Here is a 23,117-nt window from a genome sequence, read left to right as displayed (position 1 = left end):
GGAGAACATCGTGTCGAGCAACCCGATCGTGTTGGATCCCACCGGTTCCGACATCCAGGGCGAGATCAGACGACTACGCGAGCGCGGGCCGGCCACCCTGGTCGAGCTGCCGGGCGGGATCACGGCGTGGTCGGTCTCCGACACCGCCCTGCTCGAGCGACTGCTGACCGACCCGCGCGTCTCGAAGGATCCGCGTCAGCACTGGCCCGCCTTCGCGGCGGGGGAGATCCCGCCGGATTGGCCGCTGTTCCTCTGGGTGGCCGTCAACAACATGTTCACCGCCTACGGCTCCGAACACCGCCGCCTGCGCAAGCTGGTCGCCCCCGCGTTCACCGCCCGGCGCACCGCCGCGCTGCAGCCCGGAATCGAGGCGATCGTCGACGATCTGCTGAATGCCCTGGCGGCCAAGCCCTCCGGCGAGGTGGTCGATCTGCGCGAGGCGTTCTGCTTCCCGCTGCCCATCCGGGTCATCGCCGAACTGATGGGCGTGCCCGACGACCTGCTGCCCGGACTGCGCACATGTTCCGACGGGGTCTTCGACACCACGCTCGGGCCCGAGGAGTCACAGGCGAATTATCAGGAGCTGTACCGGATCCTTGGCGAGCTGGTCGCACGCAAGCGCGCCGAACCCGGTGACGATATGACCAGCATGCTCATCGCCACCCGCGACGACGAGGGGGCGCAGCTCACCGAACAGGAGCTGCTGGACACGCTGCTGCTGGTGATCAGCGCGGGCCACGAGACCACGATCAATCTCTTGGACCAGGCGATCTTCGCCGCCCTGACCCATCCCGAACAATTGGCCGCGCTGCGTTCGGGCGAGGTCTCCTGGCCGAATCTGGTCGAGGAAACGCTGCGCCACGAGACCGCGGTGGTGCACGCGCCGCTGCGCTATGCCGTCGAGGACATCGAGATCGACGCCGACCTGCGCATCGCCAAGGGCGATCCGATCATCGTCTGCTGGGCGGGTCCGGGCCGCGACCCCAAGGTGCACGGCGAGACCGCCGACCTGTTCGACATCACCCGGGAGAACAAGTCTCATATGGGCTTCGGCCACGGCGCCCACCACTGCCTCGGCGCCCCGCTGGCCCGCCTGGAGGCCAATGTGGCCCTGCCCAAACTGTTCGAGCGCTTCCCGAACCTGCGGCTGGCCGAGCCCGCGGACCGGCTGGGCGCGCTGCCCAGCTTCATCTCCAACGGGCACGCGAAGCTGCCGGTTCTGCTGTAACTACGAACTGCCGAGCGCGGCCAGCAGGGTCTCCAGGATCGGGGACCTTCTGGTCTCGCTGCGCAGCACCGCCGAGACGGGGACCCGCAGCGGTCCCCCGGCCAGGCGAAGGGTGGCGATGCCCTCGGTCTGGCTGTCGGCGTAGAGGATGGTCCAGGCGTCGGGGCGGTTGATGAGTTCCATCGTTGCCGTGTGGTCGGGCGGGATGGGTGGGCCGAAGATGGGGCGGGTGGGGAGGTCGGCGAAGGCCTTGCGGACGACGTTGTGGAGCAGGACCTGTTCCTGTTCCGGGGGGAGTAACAGGGGGTGGTCACCCAGCTGGGCCAGGGTCACATCATCTCGTCCGGCCAATGGGTGGGCGGTCGAGGTGGCGATGACGAGGTCCTCGACCCACAGCTTCTCGACGGTCAGACCGGGCATATCCACGCTGCCCCGAATGAGGGCAAGATCACAATCGCCATCCGCGACCGCGGCGATGCGTTGGCGGAACGGCTTGATGACGAATTCGATCTCCGCACCCGGATGCGCCTCTCGCGCACCCGCGATGGCCGACAGTGATCTTGTTGCGAAGGACATGTTCGCCGCCAGGCGAATGCGCGGACCGGAGGCCCGCACAGCTGCGCGAATGGCGGATTCCAGGCTCAGCATCTGTTTCGCAAGGGGAAGTAGCCGAGTAGTAGCGTCGGTCGGCACGACCGATCGCGTGGAGCGTTCGAAGAGCTGCACACCAAGATCATGTTCGAGCCGGGCGATCTGGTGACTGATAGCCGATTGCGATATATAGCACCGCGTGGCGGCTCGGCTGAAGCTGAGTTCCTCGCAGACCGCGACGAAGTAGGACAGCTGTCGCAGTTCCATCAAGATCTCCCATTCATGAACGATCCAGATAAGAGTCATCTGAATTATGCGCCCTGAGCGCAGGAACATCGACATCCCGAATCACGGTTACTAATGACAGAAGGAGGCTGTCATGGACTACGTGGACGCGGGAATCGAAACCGCCGCTGTCGTCATCGTCGGATCGGGCTTCGGCGGACTCGCCGCCGCGAAGCAGCTGAACAAGTCGGGGGTGAACTATGTGCTCATCTCGAGCACGCCGGAGCATCTGTTCCAGCCGCTGCTGTATCAGGTAGCGACGGGTGTGCTCCCCGCCACAGACATCGCGCCCCCGATCGCGCAGGTGCTCAAGCGGCACCGCAATGCCGACGTGCGGTTGGGCACGGTCGTCGATATCGACGCCGAGGCCGCGGTGCTCACCTACGAGACCCCGCGGGGTCGCCGCAAGATCCGCTACGGCTCGCTGATCGCCGCGACGGGCGCGAGCCAGTCCTATTTCGGGCGGGACGATTTCGCCGAGAAGACCTATTCGCTCAAGACCATCGACGACGCCAAGCGCCTGCGCGCGCAGATCGAGCGCGTCTTCGCCGAGGCGGCCACCGCCGACGAGAAGACCCGCGAGCGGCTGCTGAGCTTCGTGGTCGTCGGCGCGGGCCCGACCGGAGTCGAGGTCGCCGGGCAGCTGAAGGAGCTCGCGAAACGGCACTACCACCAGGAGATCTCGGTGACCCTGGTGGAGGGCGCGGGCGCGGTGCTGCCGCCGTTCGGCGGCAGCCTGTCGGCCTACGCGCGGGAGTCGTTGACGCGCAATGGCGTCGACGTGCTGCTGGACACGTTCGTCACCGATATCGAACCGGGCAAGGTGACGGTCAAGACCAAGGACGGGGTGGAGAGCGCCATCGGCGCGGAGACCGTGGTGTGGTCGGCGGGCGTGCAGGCGGGCGGCTTCGCCGAACTGCTGGCCGAGGCGACCGGCTGCCCGACCGATCGGGCGGGTCGACTGCTGATCAACGAGGACTGCACGGTGGGCGGGCACGCCGACATCTTCGCCATCGGCGATATGACCTCGCTCAACGGCTACCCGGGCCAGTCGCCCACCGCCATGCAGGAGGGCCGCCACGTCGCCGACATCATCCGCGGCAAGAAGCCCGCGGGCACCCCGTTCGTCTACTGGGACAAGGGCTCGATGGCGGTGATCAGCCGCTTCAGCGCGGTCACCAAGCTGAACGACAAGATCAAGTTCACCGGCACCATCGCCTGGTTCGCCTGGCTGGCCGTGCACCTGTTCTACCTGGTCGGCTTCCGCAACCGCTTCGCCGCGGTCTTCTCCTGGCTGGTCGCCTTCATCGGCACCGGCCGCCCCGGCTTCGCCGAGGTCAACAAGAAGGCCGAGGCCACCACCCTGTCCGAACACCGCCGCGCGGCATAGCCCACCCCCGACGGCCTCGATCCTCCGGTGCGAGCGCACCGGAGGATCGTGTCGTTTCACGCCGCTCGTTCGACCTCCGCGTCAGTCGTGCGCCAAGGGCACCCGATGCGCACACTACCCACGGCGGCGGAGCGGGATACCAGCAGGTCACGAACATTGCCGCACCATTGCATCATGATGCAGCAATGCATACCATCGATACATGCGCACGACGATCGACCTCCCCGAAGATCTGCATCGCCAGGCGCTGGCGATTGCGCGGGACACCCACCGCACACTCAGCGAGACAGTGGCCGATCTGGTTCGGCGTGGCTTGGGCCAGGGCAGCGGTGAGACCCAATGGGGGCGAAGTGAGAAGACCGGCCTACCGACGATCAGCGTGGGCCGAGTCATCACCTCCGAGGACGTGCGCTCACTGGAGGACGAGTGGTGATCTCCCTGCTCGACGCCAATGTCTTGATAGCGCTCACCGTGGATGAACACCTGCATCACGATGCTGCCGAGTCATGGTTCAGTGGGACCGCGGAGAGATTCGCGACCTGTCCCATTACCCAGGGCAGCCTTGTGCGGTTTTTGATGAGACAGGGACACAGCGCACGCAGCGCCTTGACGGGTCTCGCGTACCTGACTGCCCACGACAAACACGAGTTCTGGCCGGACGAAGTACCCTTCGCACAGGTCCGCATGGACAGCGTCATGGGCCATCGTCAAGTCACCGACGCCTATCTCGCACAGCTCGCTCGGTGGCGCAAAGGCCGTGTCGCCACATTCGACAAAGGACTGGCAGCGGCACACTCCGATGTTGTGGATCTGATCGATCCCTAGTCCGAATCCTGGTGGTTGCCGATCGGCCCGCGCCGCGGTCGCCGCGCACGGATTTCCGAACACCGCCGCGCGGCATAGCCCACCCCCGACAGCCTCGATCCTCCGGTGCGAGCGCACCGGAGGATCGTGTCGTTTCACGCCGCTCGTTCGACCTCCGTATCGGTGGTGGCCATCTCGTACAGGGCCTCGGCGAGGTCGTCCGGGTGGACGCGCTCGATCTGATTCGGCTCGACCTCGCCGAAGTGCCCGGCGTCGAACAGGCGCTGGGCCGCGCTGTTCAGGATGAGCCTGCCGATCTGCAGACTACCCACGCGCACGCCGTGCGGGCGCACCTGCTGGTCTACCGACAGCAGGTAGTTGAGCAGGGCCGATTGGGGGACGCTCACGCTGGCGAGCGCGGCTTGCGGTAGTCGGACCGAACTGCCCTGGGCGACCAGTACCGCGCCCGATCCGCGCTCGATCATCCCGGGCAGCAGCGCGTGCAGCAGCCGGACCGGCGTGGTCAGGTGCAGCGGCAGCCAGGAGCGCAAGGTCTCGACATCGAGGGCGAGCGCATCCACCGGCAGCCGCTGCACCCCACCTGGGCTGTAGAGCAGCACGTCCGGAACACCGTGCCGGGCAAGCAGATCCGTGAGCGCGGCATCGACCTGCGCGGCATCGGTCAGGTCGGCGAACAGCACGTCGGTCTCGACCTTCGCGGCACCCAGATCACGACGCAATCGCTCGAGCGTGTCCGCGTTGCGCGCGACGAGCGTGACCGAATATCCGGCCCGGCCGAAGCGAAGCGCGGCGGACAGGCCGACTGCGGGACCGGCTCCGAACACTGCCAAGTGAGGCATGGCAGCCATCCTTTCGATTAAGTTGAGTGGGCACTCAATATGAGTGCCCACTCAACTTAACGCCAAGTCGAGAGGGCATTCAACTTGTTAGGCTCGAGAAATGGTCGACGCGAGGGAGGCAGCGCAGCGGTCGCGGCGCAGGGATGCCCGGGACAACCGGGAGCGGATCGTCGCGGCCGCGCGACGCCGGTTCGGCGCGGACGGGCTCGATGCCTCGCTGAACGCGATCGCGCGAGAGGCGGGGGTGAGCATCGGCACGCTCTACAACCACTTCCCCAGTCGGGAGGAGTTGATCGAGGAGACCTTCCTCGAACTCGCCGAGGAGTCGGTGCGCAGTGCCGAGGCGGCGCTGACCTCCGCCGATCCGTGGGACGGCCTGGTCGGGCACCTCATCCGGATGGCCGAAATGCAGGCCGCCGACCGGGGATTCACCGACCTGTGTGTGCGGTCGCTGCCCGCCGACAGCCCCGTCGAACAGGTGAAGGCCCGGGGCGGGGAGCTGTTCCACCGGCTGATCACGCGCGTGCAGGACTCCGGCGAGCTGCGGCCCGATATCGACATCACCGATATCGGACTGCTGCTGTGGTCGATCGTGCGGGCGAGCGAGGACATCCGGGCGCAGGCCCCGCACGTCTGGCGTCGCCACCTGGCCATTCTGCTCGACGGGTTGCGCGCGGAGGCGGCCCATCCGCTGCCCGAGCCGCCGCTCGATCGTCAGTTGCTGCGCACCGCACTGGCATTGGGGCGCTGACCTCGATCGGCGCCCTGCCGCAAGATCGAGAGAGAACTCATGGCAGTACTGCTAATCTGAAACAATCACTGCTCATCGGTTGCCGCCCGGCGCGCCGGATGTTCGGTGAAAACGCCTGTCGCGCAGGAGGTGTAGAGGTGAACGGTGGCGGTCGTCCGACAGATGTCCGAAACCCCCTGTGACCTCGGCCTATTCCTCTCGTCGCAGTCCTGAGCTCGTCGAATCTTCTTCCCCCGTCTGGAGTTTCGTTCGTTGACCACGCCTTCTTCGTCCGCGCCCCACACCGCCACGCTGAGCGCCTGCCCCGTCAACCACGGCTCGCCCTTCGACGCCGAGGGGCCGCGCACCCTCATCGACACCCCGGAGTTCGCGGCCGATCCGCACGGCGCCTATGCCGAGATGCGGCGGCGTCACGGGTCGATGGCTCCCATCGAACTGTCGCCCGGTGTGCCCGCGACGCTGGTGATCGGCTATCACACGGCATTGCGAATCCTCAACGATCCGGAGCACTTTCCGGCCGATCCGCGCTTCTGGCAGCAGACCGTGGCCGAGGACTGCCCGGTGCGGCCGATGATGCAGTGGTATCCGAACGCGTTGCGCAATGCCGGTGCGACCCACGCGCGCTATCGGCAGGCGTATGTGGCCGCCATCGACGGCATCGATCTGCATTCGCTGCACAGCACGGTCGAACGCGTCGCCATCCCGCAGATCAACACGTTCTGCGAAGCGGGCGAGGCGGATCTGGTGATGCAGTACGCCTTTCCGGTGGTGTTCGAGGTGCTCAATCAACTGGTCGGCTGTGACGCCGATCTGGGGCACCGGGTGGCCACCGGCATGGCCGCGCTGTTCGACACGGTCAATGCGGCGTGGGGCATGCAAACCCTGAGCGAGGCGCTGCTGGAGCTGATCGCCATGCGCCGCGCCGAACCCGGCGACGACGTCACCTCGCGCCTGGCCCACCACCCGGCCAACCTCACCGACGAGGAGATGCTCTATCAGCTCGTCAGCTTCTACGGCGCGGGCGTGGAACCGCAGCAGAACCTGATCACCAACACGCTGCTGCTGATGCTCACCGACGACCGCTTCGGCGGCGATGTGCTCGGCGGCAGCCTGTCCACACGCGACGCGCTCGACGAGGTCTTGTTCAACGACCCGCCGATGGCGAACTTCTCCATCACCTATCCGCGGCAGCCGATCCTGATCGACAACACCTGGCTGCCCGCCCATCAGCCCGTGCTGATCAGCTTCACCGCCTGCAACAACGATCCCGCGATCGCGGGCGGGGACCGCAGCGGCAATCGCTCGCATCTGTCGTGGGGCGCCGGACCGCACGCGTGCCCGGCGCGCTCAGTGGCGTATCTGGTGGTGCAGGACGCGATCGACCAGCTGCTCGACGCCCTGCCCGAATTGCGACTGGCCGTGCCGAGCGAGGAATTGACCTGGCGCCCGGGTCCTTTCCACCGTGCCCTGGCCGCCCTGCCGGTCACCTTCCCCCAGGTCCCTCCGTTGAACATCATGTAAGGAGGCTGTTCGATGCAGCACGACCCGATAGTCCTGGACCTGGCCGGGACCGACATCCAGGGGGAATCCGCCCGCATCCGCGCGCGCGGGCCGGTGACGCCGGTGGCCCTGCCCGGCGGCGTCCCCGCCTGGTCGGTCACCGATTTCGCGGTGCTCAAGAGCCTGCTGGCCGATCCGCGGGTATCCAAGGATCCCCGCCAGCACTGGGCGGCGTTCATCAACGGCGAGATCACCGAGGCGTGGCCGCTGCTGCCGTGGGTGGCGGTGGACAACATGTTCACCGCCTACGGCCCCGAACACCGCCGACTGCGAAAGCTGGTGTCTCCGGCCTTCACTCACCGCCGCACCACCGCGCTGAAGCCGCGCATCGAGGAGATCACCCGCGAACTGCTCGACGGGCTGGCGGCCACTCCGGCGGGCGAATCGGTCGATCTGCGCGAGCGCTACGCCTATCCGGTGCCGATCCGGGTGATCAGCGAAATGATGGGCGTACCAGAACATCTCGGCCCGCCCATGCACAAATGCGTCGACGGCTTCTTCGACGGCTCGTTCACCGCCGAGCAGGCCCAGGCCAACTACGTCGAAATGTATGGTCTGGTCAGCCAATTGGTGGCCTACCGGCGCGAGCATCCGGGCGACGACATCACCAGCGTGCTGATCGCCACCCGCGACGAGGACGGCGCCCAGCTCACCGAGAAGGAACTGGTCGACACGCTGATGCTGGTCATCAACGCCGGTCACGAGACCACGGTGAACCTGCTCGATCAGGCCATCACGGCGCTGCTCACCCATCCCGATCAGCTCGCCGAGGTGCGCTCGGGGGCGGTGACGTGGGCGGATGTGGTGGAGGAGACGCTGCGCTACCAGGCCCCCGTGGCCCATCTGCCGCTGCGCTACGCGGCCGAGGACATCGAGGGCGAGGGTTTCCACATTCCCAAGGGCGATGCGATTCTCGCCTCCTACGCCGGAGCCAGCCGGGACCCGAAGATCCACGGCGACACCACCGACGAGTTCGATCTGCACCGCAAGACCAAGGATCAACACGTCGCCTTCGGCTACGGCGCGCACCACTGTCTCGGCGCCCCGCTGGCCCGGTTGGAGGCCGCGATCGCGCTGCCCGCGCTGTTCGAACGCTTCCCGAATCTCCGATTCGCCGTCGAGCCAACGGATTTGGAGCATATCGGCAGCTTCATCTCCAACGGTCACGCGAAACTGCCGGTCTTCCTGGATTGACCTGTCGTCCCGTCGACCGGCGCACGCGCCGGTCGGCGGGCCGGAGGGTGACGGCCGCTACATCCATTCGTGTTCCGGCGACTCTCGAGCTACTGTGGTCGACGGGTGTGCTTCATACGCCCGGCGTCGTAGATTGCTAATCTCTCGCACCAGCGCTCGGCTGGATGCCATCAGCTCTCCTTGCGGCGATCGATTTTGCCCACTGGCAATCTCGCCACCATGTGCTCCGGCCCGCGATTGGTTTCGCTGTGCGACGCGGGCACCCTGCCCGAAAGGCCGTACCTCTCCGTGACCTCCCCCACCGCTTCCTTCGCCCTGCTCGGCGTGCCCGATGCGCTGGTGCGCGCGCTGCACCGCGCGGGCATCGACGCGCCGTTCCCGATCCAGGCGGACACCCTGCCCGACACCCTGGCCGGGCGCGACGTGCTCGGCCGCGGCCGGACCGGCAGCGGTAAGACGCTGGCGTTCTCCATTCCGGTGGTCGCCCGGCTGGCCGCCGACCGCACCGGTCGCCGCGTGCCGAATCGCCCGCGAGGGCTGATCCTCGCGCCGACGCGCGAGCTCGCCACCCAGATCGCGGCCGCGCTCGAACCGCTCACCGCGCCCCACTCGATGCGGGTGACCACCGTCTTCGGCGGCGTCTCGCAGCATCGGCAGGTGCAGGCGCTGCGCGCCGGCGTCGATATCGTGGTCGCCTGCCCCGGGCGGCTCGAGGATCTCATGCGCCAGGGCCTGATCGCCCTCGACGCCGTCGAGATCACCGTCATCGACGAGGCCGACCACATGGCCGACCTCGGTTTCCTCCCCGGGGTGACCCGCATTCTCGCCGCCACCCCCGCCGACGGCCAGCGGCTGCTGTTCTCGGCGACGCTGGACAACGGGGTGGACCGGCTGGTGAAGCGCTTCCTGTCGAATGCGGTGCTGCATTCGGTGGACGAGGCCACCTCGCCGGTCGCCGCGATGACCCACCATGTCTTCGAGGTCGCGGGCCCGGCGGTCAAGACCGATCTGGTGCACAGGCTCGCCTCGGGCACGGGTCGTCGAATTCTGTTCACCCGCACCAAACATCAGGCCAAGCGGCTGGCCAAGAACCTCACCGCCGCGGGTATCCCCGCGGTCGATCTGCACGGCAACCTCGCCCAGGGCGCACGCGACCGCAATCTGGCGGTCTTCGCCTCGGGCGAGGCGCGCGTGCTGGTCGCCACCGATGTCGCCGCCCGCGGCGTGCACGTCGACGGCGTCGAGCTCGTGGTGCACGTGGATCCGCCCGCGGAGCACAAGTCGTATCTGCATCGCTCGGGGCGCACCGCGCGGGCGGGCAGCACCGGCGACGTGGTCACCATCGTGCTACCCGAGCAGCGCAAGGATATGGCCGCGCTGATGCGCAAGGCGGCGATCACGGTGCGCCCGCATCAGGTCACGGCGGCGTCCGAGCCGGTCGCGCAGCTGGTGGGTGAGATCGCGCCGCTGGTGACCGCCGCACCGAAGCCGAACACGCCGGTGCAGGAGCAGGCGGCCAAGGGTGGTCGGCGTCGCGGCGGATCGGCCACAGGTGGCCGTGGTCGCGGGGCGACGGCCGATGGCAGCCGCCATCGCGGTGCAACGAGCGATGGCGGCCGGGGCCGGGGCGCGACGAGCGACGGTGCCCGCACTCGCGGTGCGGCGGCCGAGGGCGGGCACGGCCGCGCGACGATGGGCAACCGTGGCCGCACCGGCAGCGGACCGGGTAAGAGTGGGCATGTCGGCAGCTCTCCGGCCAAGCGCGGCGGTCATGCCCGCACGGCTGCCGAAAACAGTGCGTCCCAGGGACATTCCGGCGGCGGTCACGTCTCGCATGGTGACGGCGGTGCGCGGCGGCAGCGTTCGGCGGCGGGCGGCGGCAAGGCCAACGGGCGGGGCTCCGGCGCCGCCCCGGCGGGCAGCACCGGCGGGCTGGCGGGCTTCTCGCGCACCGGCGGCGGTGCGCGTCGGCGGCGCGGCTGACCCGGCCTACAGCTTGGCCAGCACCTTCTGCACCGTCAGCCAGGTGCGGGTGGTGACATTGTCCTTGCCGTAGACCTTTTCCATCCAGGTCATATGGTTGGGCGTGGCCGGGCTCGTATTGTCGACGACCGCGAGAATCGCGCGAGACGGCTTGTCGTAGCGGACGATTCGGACCGTGCCCGCCAGCTCGGCGGGCAGCGGTCCCGGGTCGTCCGGCACGTCGGCGCCCTTGACGAAGGTGGCGACGAGATAGGTCTCGCGACCGTGGGTGAGCCCCGGGAACGGGTCGCTGTCCACCAGGGCTCGCAACTCGTCCCTACTGCGGATGATGGTGCCGCCGGGAATGCCGAGTTCGGCGTTGAGCGCCCGCTGGATCCTCGCTTCCAGTGCGGGAACATCGGTCTCGTCGCTGCCGAAGACGATATTGCCGCTGCTGAGCAGCGAACCGACCAATTCGAAGCCCAGCCCCTCGAATACCCCCCGCAACTTCTCGTTGCGCATATTCGGATTGCTGGGCATGATGCCGCGCAGCCAGGCGGCATATCTAGTCATGCGCGGCGACGCCGTTCTTCTTGCGCTCGATATCGGCCAGGGCCGCCAGATGCCGCGCGCGCTCCTCGGCCGCGGCGTCCCACGCCTCCTTGCGGTTCTTGACGACCTTGGCGGGCGCGCCGACGGCAATGCCGAAATCGGGAATCTCGCCCCTCACCACGGCGTGGGCGCCCAGCACGCAGCCGCGGCCCACCCGGGTCCCGCGCAGCACGGTCACCTTCGCCGCGATCCAGGTGTCCGGACCGATGCGAACCGGACTCTTCACGATGCCCTGATCCTTGATCGGCAGCGTGACATCGTCCATCTTGTGGTCGAAGTCGCAGATGTAGCACCAGTCGGCGACCAGCGTCGATTCACCGATCTCGATATCGAGATAGGTGTTGACGACATTGTCCTTGCCGAACACCACCTTGTCGCCGATCCGCAGCGACCCCTCGTGACAGCGAATGGCGTTGCCGTCGCCGATATGCACCCACCGCCCGATCTCCATCCGCCCCAGCTCGGGGGTGGCATGAATCTCGACTCGGCGGCCCAGAAAGACCATGCCCCGCAACACGATGTGCGGATTGGCGAGCTTGAACTTGAACAGCCGGTAGTACCGCACCAGATACCACGGCGTGTACGCCCGATTGGCGAGCATCCAGCGCAACGACGCCAGCGTCAGAAAGCGCGCCTGTTCCGGATCCCGGCGGCGCGACCCGCGCCAACGCGAGCGCAGCGGTGCGCCCCACATGCTCGTCACGAACCTGCTCCTCTGGCCTGTGTCGGTCGTCGACGTACCAGGGTACTTTCGGGCCGATCCCCGGTGCGCGCGCCGGGGGGTCTAATCTCGTGCAGGCCCGTACGAGCAGAGGGGAGCACCGTGCACGACCTGAGCGGAGTGACCGGGAACCGGATGGCGGTGCGGCGCGCGCCCGTTCGGGTGGCCGCGACGATCGCCGCCCTCGGCCTGCTACTCGCCGGATGTGGCGGCACCAAGGCCGACGATATCGCGGTGGGGCCGGGTAAGGGCTGGCCCTCAGCCTTCCACGATGCTCGCAACAGCGGCAGCAGTCCGGTCACCGGCTCGCGGCATCTCGAGCTCGCCTGGTCGCGGCCGATCGGGGGGCCGGCCGCGGCGCCCACGACGATCGGGCCGGACGGGCAGCTGTTCGTCACCACCCGCGCCGAGGTCGGGTGCGTCGGGCGGCCGGGGACGACGGGGCTGATCTTCTCCTTCCAGATGGAGACCGGGCGCAAGCGGTTCTGTAATGCGTTGGGGCCCGCGGCGATCGGCTCGCCGACCGTGGTGGACGGGGCGACGAATGTGTATCTCGGCGACGACGCGCTCGATGTCGGCGGGGTGAGCTCCTTCAACGCGCTCGGGCAGCCGCGCTGGCGCACGCCGGTCGCGGGCGTGCCGGTGTCGTTGCAGTTCACCGGGGACAGCAAGGTGTTGTCGGTGACCCAGTTCGGGCAGGTCGACGTGCTGAGCCGGCAGACCGGCGATCGCGAGGTCCCGACCTTCCAGGTGCTCGGCGAGCCGGACTTCCTGAAGCAGCCCGATCTGCCGCGCCCGCCCAACGGGCAGGGCATCGACGACTGCGCGACCGGCGCGCCGCAGTGCCCGGTGGCCAATGTGTCGGCGATCGACCAGGATTCGGGCCGCTTCTACCTCACCGCCTGGCGACCCGGCACACCCGTCGCCTCGCTGGTAGCGCTGCGCTACGACGGCGCGCGCATCAGCCAGGAGTGGAACGCCGATCTGCTCACCGAGGGCAGTGCGACCAGCCCGACGCTGTCCGCCGACGGTAAGACGATCTATGTCGGCGACAACAGCGGCCGACTGCTCGCCGTGAACGCGGCCGACGGCCACGTGAAATGGGTTCAGCCCCTGGGCTTCCAGCCGCGTGGAGCGGTATCGGCCCACGACGGCCTGCTGATCCCGGGCGGCGACGACGGCCACCTGCTGGCGCTGCGGGACGCCGGGGACCGGGCGGAGATCGCCTGGGAGCGCAAGGATCTCGAATTGCGCGGCCGACCGGTGCAGACCGCGGGAGGCACCGGCTACGTGGTCGCCCCCATCGGCGACGCGCTGAACCTGGTCACCTTCGACACCGGGAACAGCAAGACCCTCGCCTCGACCGTCCTCCCGGGGGCACGGGGCACGACATCCGGAATCGCCATCGGCCCCAAGGGCGAGGTGGTCGTCACCACCCGGATCGGAGAACTGTTCGCCTTCGAGCCGGAGAAGTAGTCGGCTCGGCCGCTCACTCCTTTGCCGGCGGCGTAGCGCAGAGGAATACCGTTGGGGTACTGCCTATTCGGGTGATGACGAGCGTGTGCGGCACGGCGCCTCGAGGTTTGAGGCGCTTGCGCAGGACGTCGGGGTCCAGATCCACGCCGCGGGTGAGGATTTCGAGCGGGCCGCAGTCGCGGCGGTGTAGTTCGGCGCGAAGGGATTTCTCCCGGAAGTCCATGCGGTCGAGGATGCGGAAGGCGCGGATGTCGCCGGGCGGCCGGTCGCCGGTCAGGTAGGCGATGCGGGGGTCGAGTTGCCACAGGCCGTGTTTCGCGGCGTAGTGGCGGACCAGGCCCGCGCGGACCACGGCTCCGTCGGGGTCGACGATCCACTCCCCGGGGGACCGTTCGGGAATGTCGTCGGGGTCGGCGTCGGTGAGCGACCACGGGTCGCCCGTCGAGGACAGGACCGTCGCGCGGCGGGTGACGCCGGGCTCGGCGAGACCGGGCGACCACAGGCACGCCTCGCGCACCGAACCGTCGAGCGAGATCACCTCCACCTCGCCGTCGGCGGCGACAGCGTCGAAATCCAGTCCGGGAGCGCACTTCACGACCAGATCGCGGCCGCGGTAGGCGGCGAGCAGATCCGGCAGCGGGGGTTGCAGTTTGGCGGGGTCGTGGGTGCGGCGGCCGTCGGCGCGGCGGGCCGGATCGGCGACGACGACCGTGCCGATGCTGCCCGGCACGAGCGCATCGGCCTTGGCCAGCAACACATTCGGGGCGGCCGCGAGATTGTGCGCGGCCATCGCCAGGCGCACCTCGTCCAGATCGCTGCCGATCACCGCGGGGCAAACCCGGTGCAGCTCGGCCAATTCGGCCCCGATCGAGCAGGTCACGTCGTGCACCGCGCGCCCGGCGAGCCTGCGGGCGCGATGGCGGGCCACCGCGCTCGGCGTGGCTTGCTGTAGGGCATCGTCGGTGAACAGCCACTCCCCCGACCCGGCCAACTTGACCGCGGCCCGCCGGCGCAGGCGCACGGTCTCCACGAGTACGGCCGATCGCTCGCCGTACCCGCGCCGCACCCGCTCCAGATCCCGCAGCAGCGATACCGGGCTCAATTCCAGGCGCGTCACCTCGGCCAGCGCCGCCCGGCCGTCCTCGCCGCCGAGATATTCGACGTCGGCGCGCGTGAAGCGCACTACTTCGCGGCGGTCTCGGGCTTCACGCCGGTGATCATGGCGTTGTAGAAGAACTGCCGGGGCACGACATGCTTGAGCACGTTCTCGTCCAGCCAGCTCAGGCCGAGCCAGGCACGATACTGGGCCATGCGGTAGCCCCAGGTCAGCTTCTCCGCGGGCACGGCCGCCTCGAAGGTGCGCACCGGCCAGCCCCACAGCGCCGCGGCGAACTCCTCGGTCTCCGCCCGCACCTGTACCGCACCGGCCGAACGGGCCATGGCCTCGAGATCGGACGGATCGAAGGTGTGCAGATCGACCACGGCCTCGAGGGCGGCCGCGCGCGAGGACTCGTCCAGCTCCTCCTGCGAACGCCGCCAGCCGCGCAGGAACGGCAGCTTGGTGACCTCGGTGGTGGCCTTCCAGGTGATCTGGCCCAGCCTGCGGGCGTAGATGTTGCCGATCGTGGTCGGCTCACCGGCGAAGACGAATCGCCCGCCCGGCTTGAGCACCCGCAGGCACTCCTTCAGCGCCAGCTCCACATCCGGAATGTGGTGCAGCACCGCATGTCCCACGACCAGATCGAAGGTGTCGTCCTCGTAGGGGATGGTTTCCGCGTCGGCGACCCGGCCGTCGACGTCCAGGCCCAGATGTTCGGCATTGCGCAGTGCGACCTTCACCATGCCGGGCGACAGATCGGTGACCGAGCCGCGCTTCGCCACGCCGGACTGCATCAGGTTCAGCAGGAAGAAGCCGGTGCCGCAGCCCAGCTCGAGCGCCCGCTCGACCGGCAACTGCGCGTTCGGCGCGACGGCGTCGAAGCGGCCGCGGGCGTAGGCGATGCAGCGCTCGTCGTAGGAGATCGACCACTTGTCGTCGTAGGTCTCGGCCTCCCAGTCGTGGTACAGGACCTGGGCGAGCTTGTTGTCGCTATACGCGGCCTGGACCTCGGCCTCGGTGGCGTGCGGGTTCGGCGCGGGGTCGTCAGGACGTCCGGTCATGGTCGAAAAGCGTACTCGAGCGTCCAGGAGTGCCCGCTCAGCGGCCCACGAATTGGGCGGAGCCCGGACCGTCGGCGAGATGAGAACGCGTTCCTATGCCGCGGTCCTCGGTCGCGAACAATTCGGCCCATTCGGTGCGGGCGCGGTCCTGGCCGTGCGGACCGGCCTCGAAGACGCGTTTGGCAGCCGCCAGCGCCCGGGCCGGGCCGCCGACGAATCGCCGGGCCCAGCGCAGTGCGGCGGCGTAGACCTCGTCGGGGGCGACCACCTCGTCGACCAGGCCGAGGGCGGCGGCCTCGGTCGGATCGACGAAGCGGCCGGTGTAGACCAGATCTTTGGCGGCGCCCGGGCCGATCAGCAGGCTCAACCGGCGAATTCCGGCCAGCGGGATCAGGCCGAGCCCGATCTGCGGCAGCCCGAGCTTGACGTTGTCGCCGACGATGCGCCGATCCGCGCCCAGGGCCAGCTCCAGGCCCGCGCCCAGGGCATATCCGCTGATCGCGGCGACGGTCGGCTGTGGCAGCCGGGCCAGACAACCCAGGGCGGCCTGAAAATCGTCGGCCATCGCCCGCGCCTGTTCGGCGGTGAGCCGATCCAGCTCGGCCACCTCGTCGCCCGCGCTGAACACCCGCTCGTCGCCGTAGACGACCACCGCGGCGATCTCGTCGTCCGCCGCGATCCGCTCGGCCGCGGCGGCCAGCTCGCGGGCCACCTGCAGATCGATCAGATTCATCGGCGGCCGCGCGAAGCGCAGCACGGCGATCCCCGCCTCGGGTCGGTCCACGGTCACGAATTCGGCCACGGCGGACGAGCCTACAGGTGGGCCCACAGACCTCAGTTGGGTCGCTGGGAACCGCGGATGCGGGAGCCTTTCGGGAGGTCGGCGAAGTAGCGGGTACTGTCCGGGAATCGGAGTCCGGTACCCGCGGCATCGGACTCGAGGACCGGCATGATCGGCTCGATGGTGGGCTCGGCCGCGAGAATGGCGGCGGTGGAGGGGTACTGGGCGAGGGCGACGAGTTCGGACCAGGTGGGCGGGAGCAGAACGTCCAGGCCCGCGCGCCAGCGGTCCAGGGCCTGGGCGGGGGTGCACCAGCGCACCTCGTGGGCCTCGGAGGTCGCACCGTCGGCGCGCTGGCCCCGCGGCAGTACGGCCACGAAGAAGCGGGTGTCGTAGCGCCGCGACTCCACCACGGGGGTGATCCAATTCGCCCAGGGGCGCAGCAGATCCGCGCGCAGGACGAGCCGCTCGCGGGAGAGGAATTCGCCGAGCGAGAGCTCGCGGCGTTCCAGCTGTTCGCGGGCGCTGCGATAGGCCGCCGTATCGGAGACCACGGTATCGGCGGTCGGACCCGCCAGCAGCACCCCGCACTCCTCGAACGTCTCACGCACCGCGGCGCACACCAGCGCCTGCGCCCGCGCGGCGTCGATCCCGAAACACCGCCCCCACCACGCCGGATCCGGTCCGGCCCAGCCGATTTCCGCCTGCGCGTCGGAGGGGTCCACCCCGCCGCCGGGGAATACGGTCATCCCCGCCGCGAACGCCATGCCCTGCACCCGCCGCTGCAGGAAGACCTCCGGCCCGTCGGCCCCGTCGCGCACCAGCATCACCGTGGAGGCGTCCTTGGGTGGCGCGGGCACCGAACTACTTTTGGCAACGGTCTCGCTCACACTCCGCACCCTAACGCGTGCTTGGTGCGGGCGGTCAACAGCTAGCCCCGGCGGTGCCGCCCGAAGCGCTGCGAACGGCGGGCGAAATAGCGGCCATCGATGCGGTCCAGGGCAATGGACTGGCGGAAGGCCTCGCTGAGGTTCTCGGCCGTGAGCACATCCTCCAGCAGCCCCTGTGCGACCACACTGCCCTCGTTGAGCAGCAGCGCATGGGTGAAACCGGGCGGGATCTCCTCCACATGATGGGTGACCAGCACCGTGGCGGGGGCATCGGGATCGGCGGCCAGATCGCCCAGCTTCTCCACCAGTTCCTCCCGGCCGCCCAGGTCCAGCCCGGCGGCGGGCTCGTCGAGCAGCAGCAGTTCGGGGTCGGTCATCAGGGCGCGGGCGATGAGCACGCGCTTGCGCTCGCCCTCCGACAGCGTGCCGTAGGCGCGATCGGAAAGATGTTCCGCGCCCAGGCTTTCCAGCATGTCGATGGCGCGGTCGGTATCGATGTCGTCGTAATCCTCGCGCCAGCGGCCCATCACGGCGTATCCGGCCGAGACCACCAGATCGCTGACCTTCTCGTCCAGCGGCACCCGGCTGGCCACCGCCGCCGAGGACATGCCGATGCGCGGGCGTAGTTCGGTGACATCGGTGCGGCCCAGCGTCTCGCCCAGCAGATTCGCCCCGCCGGAGGTCGGATGCAGCTCGGCCGCGGCCATCCGCAGCAGGGTGGTCTTACCGGCGCCGTTGGGGCCCAGGACGACCCAGCGTTCGTCCAGTTCCACCTGCCAGGTGACCGGACCCACCAGTGTGTGGCCCGAACGCCGGACGGTCACATCGTTGAAATCTATGAGCAGATCGGGATCGGGTTGCGGCACGGGCTCCATCTTGGCCCACGCTCGTGAACCGTCGCCATTGTGGTCGGTTTGCACGATACGTGTCATAGCGTGCCGCGGCGCCGCCCGGGCGTGAATTCGTCATCGTGACGATGTGATTCGTCCCGCTCCCCAGGCCCCGGGCGCGGTGCGCGGAACATTCGCCCGAGCAACAGCGCCACCGGAATCGAGCACACGATCCACACGCCGAGCACTATCCACAGTGTCGTCATTTTCCGTGCACCTCCGGAAATCGTGCACCGATCCTCCCGCACCGCGGCGTTCGCGTCGACCGCCCGGCGCAGGTACGTCACCACCGGTCGGGCGCGGCGGCGATCACCGTCATGGATCCGGGCGCCACCTCGGTGAAGCCCGCATCGCGCACGGCGGTCGCCGAGCCGTTCCGGACGCGATCGCACAGAACCGCCCACTGCTCGGGCCCGGCGTCGCGAACCGCGCACCGGTAACCGCGCAGCGACCACGCGTACACCTGTCGCACCGGCAGCGCACCGGCGAGCAGCATGCTCGCATGCCCGACCTGCGCGGCCGCCTTGCCCACAGTCATACCCAATTCCGCGTTCACCCACAGCACCGGCAGGTCCGGATCGGCGGGTCCGGGCCGATCGTGCTCGAGGTCGGTGCCACCGATCTGCAGTCTGCGGATGCGCGGATCGATCTCCCCGACCGCGCCGGGCACCAGCGCCCGCGCCTGCGCGCCCTCGATATCCACCGTGATCCCGTCGACCTCGTCGGCCGCCGCCCACTGTGCGCCGCGGGCCCGCCTGGCCACCTTGCGGATTCGCGAGCGCTTCCAGGTCAGATAGCGCTGCTCCCACTCCCCCTCCGGCCCCACCCGCGGGTCCATGCACAGCGCGACCACGGCCGTCGCGGCGGCTGCCAGCAGTGAACTGCGCAGCGGCGGTTCGTCCTTGGGGATGTGCAGCACCATTTGCATGGCCTGCACCAGCGCGGGATCGTCCGGATCGCCGCCGCCACCGTAACCGCGCGCCAATTCGGCATGGCAGGCAAGAAATCCCGCATCCAGCTCGGTTACCGCCTCGGGAGTCACCGCCTCAGCCTATCGTTCCGTCGGCGAACGATCCGCGACCCCGGAGCAACCGCCGAGCGTCGCCAGACCTCCACATAGGCGTTGGTGGCCACGACACCGGGACCCATACCCGTGCAGGCGGCCGTGATGCGCTGCCCGTCGGGCACGAACGGATAGCTCAGCGACGGATAGGGGCCCTCCACGATCGTCCGAACTCTGCCCGGACGACCGCACGGAGCACCCGACAGGTTCGCTGCCACCACATTTGGGGGCAGCGCCGGGCTCAGCGCGTGACGTCGAAGGTGACGGTGAAGGTCTGCGACGGTTCCACACCCTGTTCCCACGGCCGCAGATACCCCAGCACCAGCTTGGTGGCGCCGGGGGCGACGGCGGTGAAGGTCCAGATCGAGGTGCCGCCGACGCCGACCGCGTTGTTCGGATTGGGATCGGGCCGGAAGTCCGGATCGTCCTTCTGCTTGACGAGGGCCTGGTCGAGCTCGCGCAGCTGCCACTGGTAGCCGGTGGTCGGATTGGCGGCCAGCGACACCGTCACCTCCTCGCCGACCCGCATCGCGACCCGCTGACCGTTGGCGGTCGCGTCGAGGTTGCGCGGGGCGGGCGCGGCCGTGGTCGTCGCGGCGCCGGTGGTGGTGGAACCGTGCTCCGAATGATCGGAGCCGCCGTCGTTTCCGCACGCGGCGAGCGTCAGGCCGAGCAGGGCGATCACCAGCAGCGGGGCGCGCATCGCTGTCCTCCCAGTCGTGGGTGAATACGCAGCTCAGCCTACCGACGCCAGCGACGACAACCCCACGACCCGCCGGGTGTCAGCCCAGCGGCACCCGCCGCACCAGCCCGTCGCGGGCGTCGGCGGCCTCGACCTCCTCGCGGGTGACGCCGAGGATGAACAGGATGGCGTCCAAATAGGGATGCGACAGGGCCGCGTCGGCGATCTCGCGCAGGGCGGGCTTGGCATTGAACGCGATGCCCAGGCCCGCGGCGTTGAGCATGTCGATATCGTTGGCGCCGTCGCCGACCGCGACCGTCTGCTCCATCGGCACCCCGGCCTCGGCCGCGAACCGGCGCAGCGCCACCGCCTTGCCCGGGCGGTCGACGATCTCGCCGATCACCTTTCCGGTCAGCTTGCCGCCGACCACCTCGAGCGTATTGGCCTGCACGAAGTCCAATTCCAGCTCGTGCGCCAGCGGCTCGATCACCTGGCGGAACCCGCCCGAGACCACGCCGCAGCGGAAGCCCAGGCGGCGCAGCGTGCGAATGGTCGTGCGCGCGCCCGGGGTCAGTTCGATGGTCTCGGCCACCTCGTCGATCACCGATTCGTCCAGCCCGGCCAGCGTCGCCACCCGCTGGCGCAGCGATTCGGCGAAGTCGATCTCACCGCGCATGGCGGCCTCGGTGACCGCGCGCACCTCGTCCTCGACCCCGGCGTGTGCGGCCAACATCTCGATGACCTCGCCCTGGATCAGGGTGGAGTCGACGTCGAAGACGATGAGCCGCTTGGCCCGGCGCGCCAGGCCCGCGCGCTCCACGGCGATATCGACATTGGCCTTGGCCGCGACCTCGGCGAGGGTGGTGCGCAGGCGCGTCTCGGCGAGGTCGGAGGCGGGTGCGGTCACCATGAGTTCCAGGCCGGTCACCGGATAGTCGGCGATACCGCGGATGGCGTCGATGTTGACGTTCTGCTCGGCCAGCTTGCGCGCGATCGTGCTGAACGCCTTCGCGGTGACCGGACTGCCCAGCACCACCACGGCGTGGGTCGAGAGCCGGGCGCCCGCAACCGAATTCGCGCCGATCTCGACATCGACCTGCATGCCGACGGTGGCCATCGCGTCCTCGAGCCGATCCTGCAGGCCCTCGGGGTCGTCCGGGCAGGTCACCAGCACACCGAGGGTCAGCCGACCGCGGATCACGACCTGTTCGACGTCGAGCAGGCTCACGCCGCTGCGCGACAATGCCGCGAGCAATACCGAGGTCACGCCCGGCTTGTCGGGGCCGGTGACCGTGATCAGCACCGTCGTCTCGGACGCGCCCAAATCCACAACTCCATCTTCGAAGGGCCGGTGGCCCAATTGTCGCAAGGGTTGACGAAACCGAACGCGGCGGCCGTCTCGAGAGACGGCCGCCGCGCCGGGTGAGGTTTACCGCTAGCTCGACACCTTCTCGAGCTCCTTGACGTGGTGGGACTTGCCGCCCCAGCCGACGTGGGCCTCGGCTCGCATCCGCTCCACCATGTGCGGGTAGTGCAGTTCGAACGCCGGACGCTCCGACCGGATGCGCGGCAGCTCGTAGAAGTTGTGCCGCGGCGGCGGGCAGGTGGTGGCCCACTCCAGCGAGTTGCCGTACCCCCACGGATCGTCCACCGTCACGACCTCGCCGTAGCGGTAGCTCTTGAAGACGTTCCAGATGAACGGCAGCGTCGAGGCGCCCAGGATGAACGCGCCGATCGTGGAGATGGTGTTCAGCGCGGTGAAACCGTCGGTCGGCAGGTAGTCGGCGTAGCGGCGCGGCATACCCTCCGCACCCAGCCAGTGCTGCACCAGGAAGGTGGTGTGGAAGCCGACCATGGTCGCCCAGAAGTGCCACTTCGCCAGGCGCTCGTCCATCATGCGGCCGGTCATCTTCGGGAACCAGAAGTAGATGCCCGCGTAGGTGGCGAACACGATGGTGCCGAAGAGCACGTAGTGGAAGTGCGCGACCACGAAGTAGGTGTCGGACACGTGGAAGTCCAGCGGCGGGCTGGCCAGGATGACGCCCGACAGACCACCGAAGAGGAAGGTCACGATGAAGCCGACCGAGAACAGCATCGGCGATTCGAACGTCAGCTGACCTCGCCACATGGTGCCGATCCAGTTGAAGAACTTGACACCGGTCGGGACCGCGATGAGGAAGGTCATGAACGAGAAGTAGGGCAGCAGCACCGCGCCGGTGGCGTACATGTGGTGCGCCCACACCGCGATCGACAGCGCCGCGATGCCCAGGGTCGCGTAGACCAGGGTGGTGTAACCGAAGATCGGCTTACGGCTGAAGACCGGGAAGATCTCGGACACGATGCCGAAGAACGGCAGCGCGATGATGTACACCTCGGGGTGGCCGAAGTACCAGAACAGGTGCTGGTACAGGATCGCGCCGCCGGTGGCCGGATCGTAGATGTGCCCGCCCAGGTGCCGGTCGTAGGCCAGCGCCATCAGCGCGGCGGTCAGCAGCGGGAAGGCCAGCAGCACGAGCACGCTGGTGACGGCGATGTTCCAGGTGAAGATCGGCATCCGGAACAGCGTCATACCCGGGCAACGCAGGCAGACCACGGTGGTGAGCATGTTGACGCCGCCGAGGATGGTGCCCAGACCGGAGACGGCCAGGCCCATGATCCACAGGTCCGCGCCCACCCCCGGGGAGTGCACGATGTCCGACAGCGGGGTGTAGGCGGTCCAGCCGAAGTCCGCGGCGCCGCCGGGGGTGATGAAGCCCGCGGTCGCCATGGTCGCGCCGAACAGGTACAGCCAGTAGCTGAAGGCGTTCAGGCGCGGGAAGGCGACGTCGGGGGCGCCGATCTGCAGCGGCAGCACGATGTTGGCGAAGCCGAACACGATCGCGGTCGCGTAGAACAGCAGCATGATCGTGCCGTGCATGGTGAACAGCTGGTTGAACTGCTCGGGCGAGAGGAACTGCAGGCCCGGGCGGGCAAGCTCGGCACGCATCAGCAGCGCCATGACGCCGCCGATGAGGAAGAACGACATCGCCGTCACCAGGTACATGACGCCGAGGACCTTCGGGTCGGTCGTGGTGACGGCCTTGTAGATGAACGAACCCTTCGGACCCAGCCGTGGCGGGTACGGCCGTGTCGCTTCCAACTTGGGGACTGGCTGGGGCTCTACAGCAGTCACTGATCCTCCTGAAGGTGTGCCTTCTGGTCGTTGTCGTACGCACGG

22 protein-coding genes are annotated in these 23,117 nt (G+C 68.7%); 9 read left to right on the top strand and 13 right to left on the bottom strand.

Annotated features, from left to right (window positions below; genetic code table 11):
- Window positions 1-10 precede the first annotated feature (10 nt).
- The gene (locus NDR87_RS21415; protein WP_251914792.1) at window positions 11-1,228 is read left to right on the top strand and encodes a cytochrome P450; all 1,218 of its coding nucleotides are present in this window, start codon (window positions 11-13) and stop codon (window positions 1,226-1,228) included.
- On the opposite strand, the gene NDR87_RS21410 is transcribed toward NDR87_RS21415, so the two are convergent.
- Window positions 1,229-2,086: a LysR family transcriptional regulator gene (locus NDR87_RS21410; RefSeq protein WP_251914791.1), complete on the bottom strand. Its 858-nt coding sequence runs from the start codon at window positions 2,084-2,086 to the stop codon at window positions 1,229-1,231.
- A 112-nt stretch (window positions 2,087-2,198) separates the two neighbouring features.
- Here NDR87_RS21410 and NDR87_RS21405 point away from each other — a divergent pair, with 112 nt between their 5' ends.
- The 3 genes from NDR87_RS21405 (at window position 2,199) to NDR87_RS21395 (ending at window position 4,319) form a co-directional block, all read left to right on the top strand.
- Window positions 2,199-3,494 carry an NAD(P)/FAD-dependent oxidoreductase gene (locus NDR87_RS21405; protein ID WP_251914790.1) on the top strand — a complete coding sequence of 432 codons (1,296 nt, stop codon included), beginning with the start codon at window positions 2,199-2,201 and terminating at the stop codon, window positions 3,492-3,494.
- Between the two features lie 202 nt (window positions 3,495-3,696).
- Window positions 3,697-3,927: an antitoxin gene (locus tag NDR87_RS21400; RefSeq protein WP_251914789.1), complete on the top strand. Its 231-nt coding sequence runs from the start codon at window positions 3,697-3,699 to the stop codon at window positions 3,925-3,927.
- Entirely contained in the window at window positions 3,921-4,319 is a 399-nt protein-coding gene (locus tag NDR87_RS21395; protein ID WP_308212126.1) for a TA system VapC family ribonuclease toxin, read from the top strand. The genes NDR87_RS21400 and NDR87_RS21395 overlap by 7 nt, the downstream gene beginning before the upstream one ends.
- Window positions 4,320-4,453: 134 nt before the next feature.
- Here NDR87_RS21395 and NDR87_RS21390 read toward each other — a convergent pair whose 3' ends face one another.
- Window positions 4,454-5,158 carry an SDR family oxidoreductase gene (locus tag NDR87_RS21390; RefSeq protein ID WP_251914788.1) on the bottom strand — a complete coding sequence of 235 codons (705 nt, stop codon included), beginning with the start codon at window positions 5,156-5,158 and terminating at the stop codon, window positions 4,454-4,456.
- A 100-nt stretch (window positions 5,159-5,258) separates the two neighbouring features.
- Here NDR87_RS21390 and NDR87_RS21385 point away from each other — a divergent pair, with 100 nt between their 5' ends.
- The 4 genes from NDR87_RS21385 (at window position 5,259) to NDR87_RS21370 (ending at window position 10,646) form a co-directional block, all read left to right on the top strand.
- On the top strand, window positions 5,259-5,909 hold the full coding sequence (locus tag NDR87_RS21385) for a TetR/AcrR family transcriptional regulator (RefSeq protein WP_251914787.1): 651 nt from the start codon (window positions 5,259-5,261) through the stop codon (window positions 5,907-5,909).
- A gap of 252 nt (window positions 5,910-6,161) precedes the next feature.
- Entirely contained in the window at window positions 6,162-7,430 is a 1,269-nt protein-coding gene (locus tag NDR87_RS21380) for a cytochrome P450 (protein ID WP_251914786.1), read from the top strand.
- A 12-nt stretch (window positions 7,431-7,442) separates the two neighbouring features.
- Complete coding sequence (locus NDR87_RS21375; RefSeq protein WP_251914785.1) at window positions 7,443-8,663, top strand: cytochrome P450; 1,221 nt, start codon at window positions 7,443-7,445, stop codon at window positions 8,661-8,663.
- Window positions 8,664-8,882: 219 nt separating this feature from the next.
- On the top strand, window positions 8,883-10,646 hold the full coding sequence (locus NDR87_RS21370; protein WP_372494250.1) for a DEAD/DEAH box helicase: 1,764 nt from the start codon (window positions 8,883-8,885) through the stop codon (window positions 10,644-10,646).
- Between the two features lie 6 nt (window positions 10,647-10,652).
- On the opposite strand, the gene NDR87_RS21365 is transcribed toward NDR87_RS21370, so the two are convergent.
- Window positions 10,653-11,198, bottom strand: coding sequence for a DUF1697 domain-containing protein (locus NDR87_RS21365; RefSeq protein ID WP_251914784.1), 546 nt, complete (start codon window positions 11,196-11,198; stop codon window positions 10,653-10,655).
- The gene (locus tag NDR87_RS21360; protein ID WP_251914905.1) at window positions 11,191-11,931 is read right to left on the bottom strand and encodes an acyltransferase; all 741 of its coding nucleotides are present in this window, start codon (window positions 11,929-11,931) and stop codon (window positions 11,191-11,193) included. The genes NDR87_RS21365 and NDR87_RS21360 overlap by 8 nt, the downstream gene beginning before the upstream one ends.
- 129 nt (window positions 11,932-12,060) lie before the next feature.
- Here NDR87_RS21360 and NDR87_RS21355 point away from each other — a divergent pair, with 129 nt between their 5' ends.
- Complete coding sequence (locus NDR87_RS21355) at window positions 12,061-13,434, top strand: PQQ-binding-like beta-propeller repeat protein (RefSeq protein WP_308212124.1); 1,374 nt, start codon at window positions 12,061-12,063, stop codon at window positions 13,432-13,434.
- A 13-nt stretch (window positions 13,435-13,447) separates the two neighbouring features.
- Here NDR87_RS21355 and NDR87_RS21350 read toward each other — a convergent pair whose 3' ends face one another.
- The 9 genes from NDR87_RS21350 to ctaD form a co-directional block, all read right to left on the bottom strand.
- A complete protein-coding gene (locus NDR87_RS21350; protein WP_251914783.1) occupies window positions 13,448-14,617 on the bottom strand; it encodes a class I SAM-dependent methyltransferase in 1,170 nt (389 codons plus the stop codon).
- Entirely contained in the window at window positions 14,617-15,594 is a 978-nt protein-coding gene (locus NDR87_RS21345; protein WP_251914782.1) for a class I SAM-dependent methyltransferase, read from the bottom strand. Before NDR87_RS21345 ends, NDR87_RS21350 begins: the two co-directional genes overlap by 1 nt.
- Before the next feature lie 37 nt (window positions 15,595-15,631).
- Window positions 15,632-16,396, bottom strand: coding sequence for an enoyl-CoA hydratase-related protein (locus tag NDR87_RS21340; protein ID WP_251914781.1), 765 nt, complete (start codon window positions 16,394-16,396; stop codon window positions 15,632-15,634).
- Window positions 16,397-16,428: 32 nt separating this feature from the next.
- Window positions 16,429-17,202 (bottom strand): NUDIX domain-containing protein, encoded by a 774-nt coding sequence (locus NDR87_RS21335; protein WP_251914903.1) that lies wholly within the window; start codon window positions 17,200-17,202, stop codon window positions 16,429-16,431.
- Window positions 17,203-17,306: 104 nt separating this feature from the next.
- A complete protein-coding gene (locus NDR87_RS21330; protein WP_251914780.1) occupies window positions 17,307-18,140 on the bottom strand; it encodes an ABC transporter ATP-binding protein in 834 nt (277 codons plus the stop codon).
- 298 nt (window positions 18,141-18,438) lie between these two features.
- On the bottom strand, window positions 18,439-19,197 hold the full coding sequence (locus NDR87_RS21325; protein ID WP_251914779.1) for a peptidyl-tRNA hydrolase: 759 nt from the start codon (window positions 19,195-19,197) through the stop codon (window positions 18,439-18,441).
- 262 nt (window positions 19,198-19,459) lie between these two features.
- Window positions 19,460-19,921, bottom strand: coding sequence for a protease inhibitor I42 family protein (locus NDR87_RS21320; RefSeq protein ID WP_251914778.1), 462 nt, complete (start codon window positions 19,919-19,921; stop codon window positions 19,460-19,462).
- 79 nt (window positions 19,922-20,000) lie between these two features.
- On the bottom strand, window positions 20,001-21,224 hold the full coding sequence (gene serB / locus NDR87_RS21315) for a phosphoserine phosphatase SerB (RefSeq protein ID WP_251914902.1): 1,224 nt from the start codon (window positions 21,222-21,224) through the stop codon (window positions 20,001-20,003).
- A gap of 111 nt (window positions 21,225-21,335) precedes the next feature.
- A complete protein-coding gene (ctaD, locus tag NDR87_RS21310) occupies window positions 21,336-23,072 on the bottom strand; it encodes a cytochrome c oxidase subunit I (RefSeq protein ID WP_251914777.1) in 1,737 nt (578 codons plus the stop codon).
- Window positions 23,073-23,117 lie beyond the last annotated feature (45 nt).

The sequence above is a fragment of the Nocardia sp. CDC159 genome, from assembly GCF_023740735.1.
Classification (GTDB): Bacteria; Actinomycetota; Actinomycetes; order Mycobacteriales; family Mycobacteriaceae; genus Nocardia; species Nocardia pulmonis.
Note: the sequence above shows the minus strand (reverse complement) of the source record. Positions and strands in the feature narration are given on the sequence as shown.

Coding starts and splice junctions, on each gene's coding strand:
- NDR87_RS21410 (WP_251914791.1), bottom strand. CDS start 2,086: ATGGAACTGCGACAGCTGTCCTACTTCGTCGCGGTCTGCGAGGAACTC.
- NDR87_RS21405 (WP_251914790.1), top strand. CDS start 2,199: ATGGACTACGTGGACGCGGGAATCGAAACCGCCGCTGTCGTCATCGTC.
- NDR87_RS21400 (WP_251914789.1), top strand. CDS start 3,697: ATGCGCACGACGATCGACCTCCCCGAAGATCTGCATCGCCAGGCGCTG.
- NDR87_RS21390 (WP_251914788.1), bottom strand. CDS start 5,158: ATGCCTCACTTGGCAGTGTTCGGAGCCGGTCCCGCAGTCGGCCTGTCC.
- NDR87_RS21385 (WP_251914787.1), top strand. CDS start 5,259: ATGGTCGACGCGAGGGAGGCAGCGCAGCGGTCGCGGCGCAGGGATGCC.
- NDR87_RS21375 (WP_251914785.1), top strand. CDS start 7,443: ATGCAGCACGACCCGATAGTCCTGGACCTGGCCGGGACCGACATCCAG.
- NDR87_RS21370 (WP_372494250.1), top strand. CDS start 8,883: ATGTGCTCCGGCCCGCGATTGGTTTCGCTGTGCGACGCGGGCACCCTG.
- NDR87_RS21365 (WP_251914784.1), bottom strand. CDS start 11,198: ATGACTAGATATGCCGCCTGGCTGCGCGGCATCATGCCCAGCAATCCG.
- NDR87_RS21360 (WP_251914905.1), bottom strand. CDS start 11,931: ATGTGGGGCGCACCGCTGCGCTCGCGTTGGCGCGGGTCGCGCCGCCGG.
- NDR87_RS21345 (WP_251914782.1), bottom strand. CDS start 15,594: ATGACCGGACGTCCTGACGACCCCGCGCCGAACCCGCACGCCACCGAG.
- NDR87_RS21335 (WP_251914903.1), bottom strand. CDS start 17,202: ATGCTGGTGCGCGACGGGGCCGACGGGCCGGAGGTCTTCCTGCAGCGG.
- NDR87_RS21330 (WP_251914780.1), bottom strand. CDS start 18,140: ATGGAGCCCGTGCCGCAACCCGATCCCGATCTGCTCATAGATTTCAAC.
- NDR87_RS21320 (WP_251914778.1), bottom strand. CDS start 19,921: ATGCGCGCCCCGCTGCTGGTGATCGCCCTGCTCGGCCTGACGCTCGCC.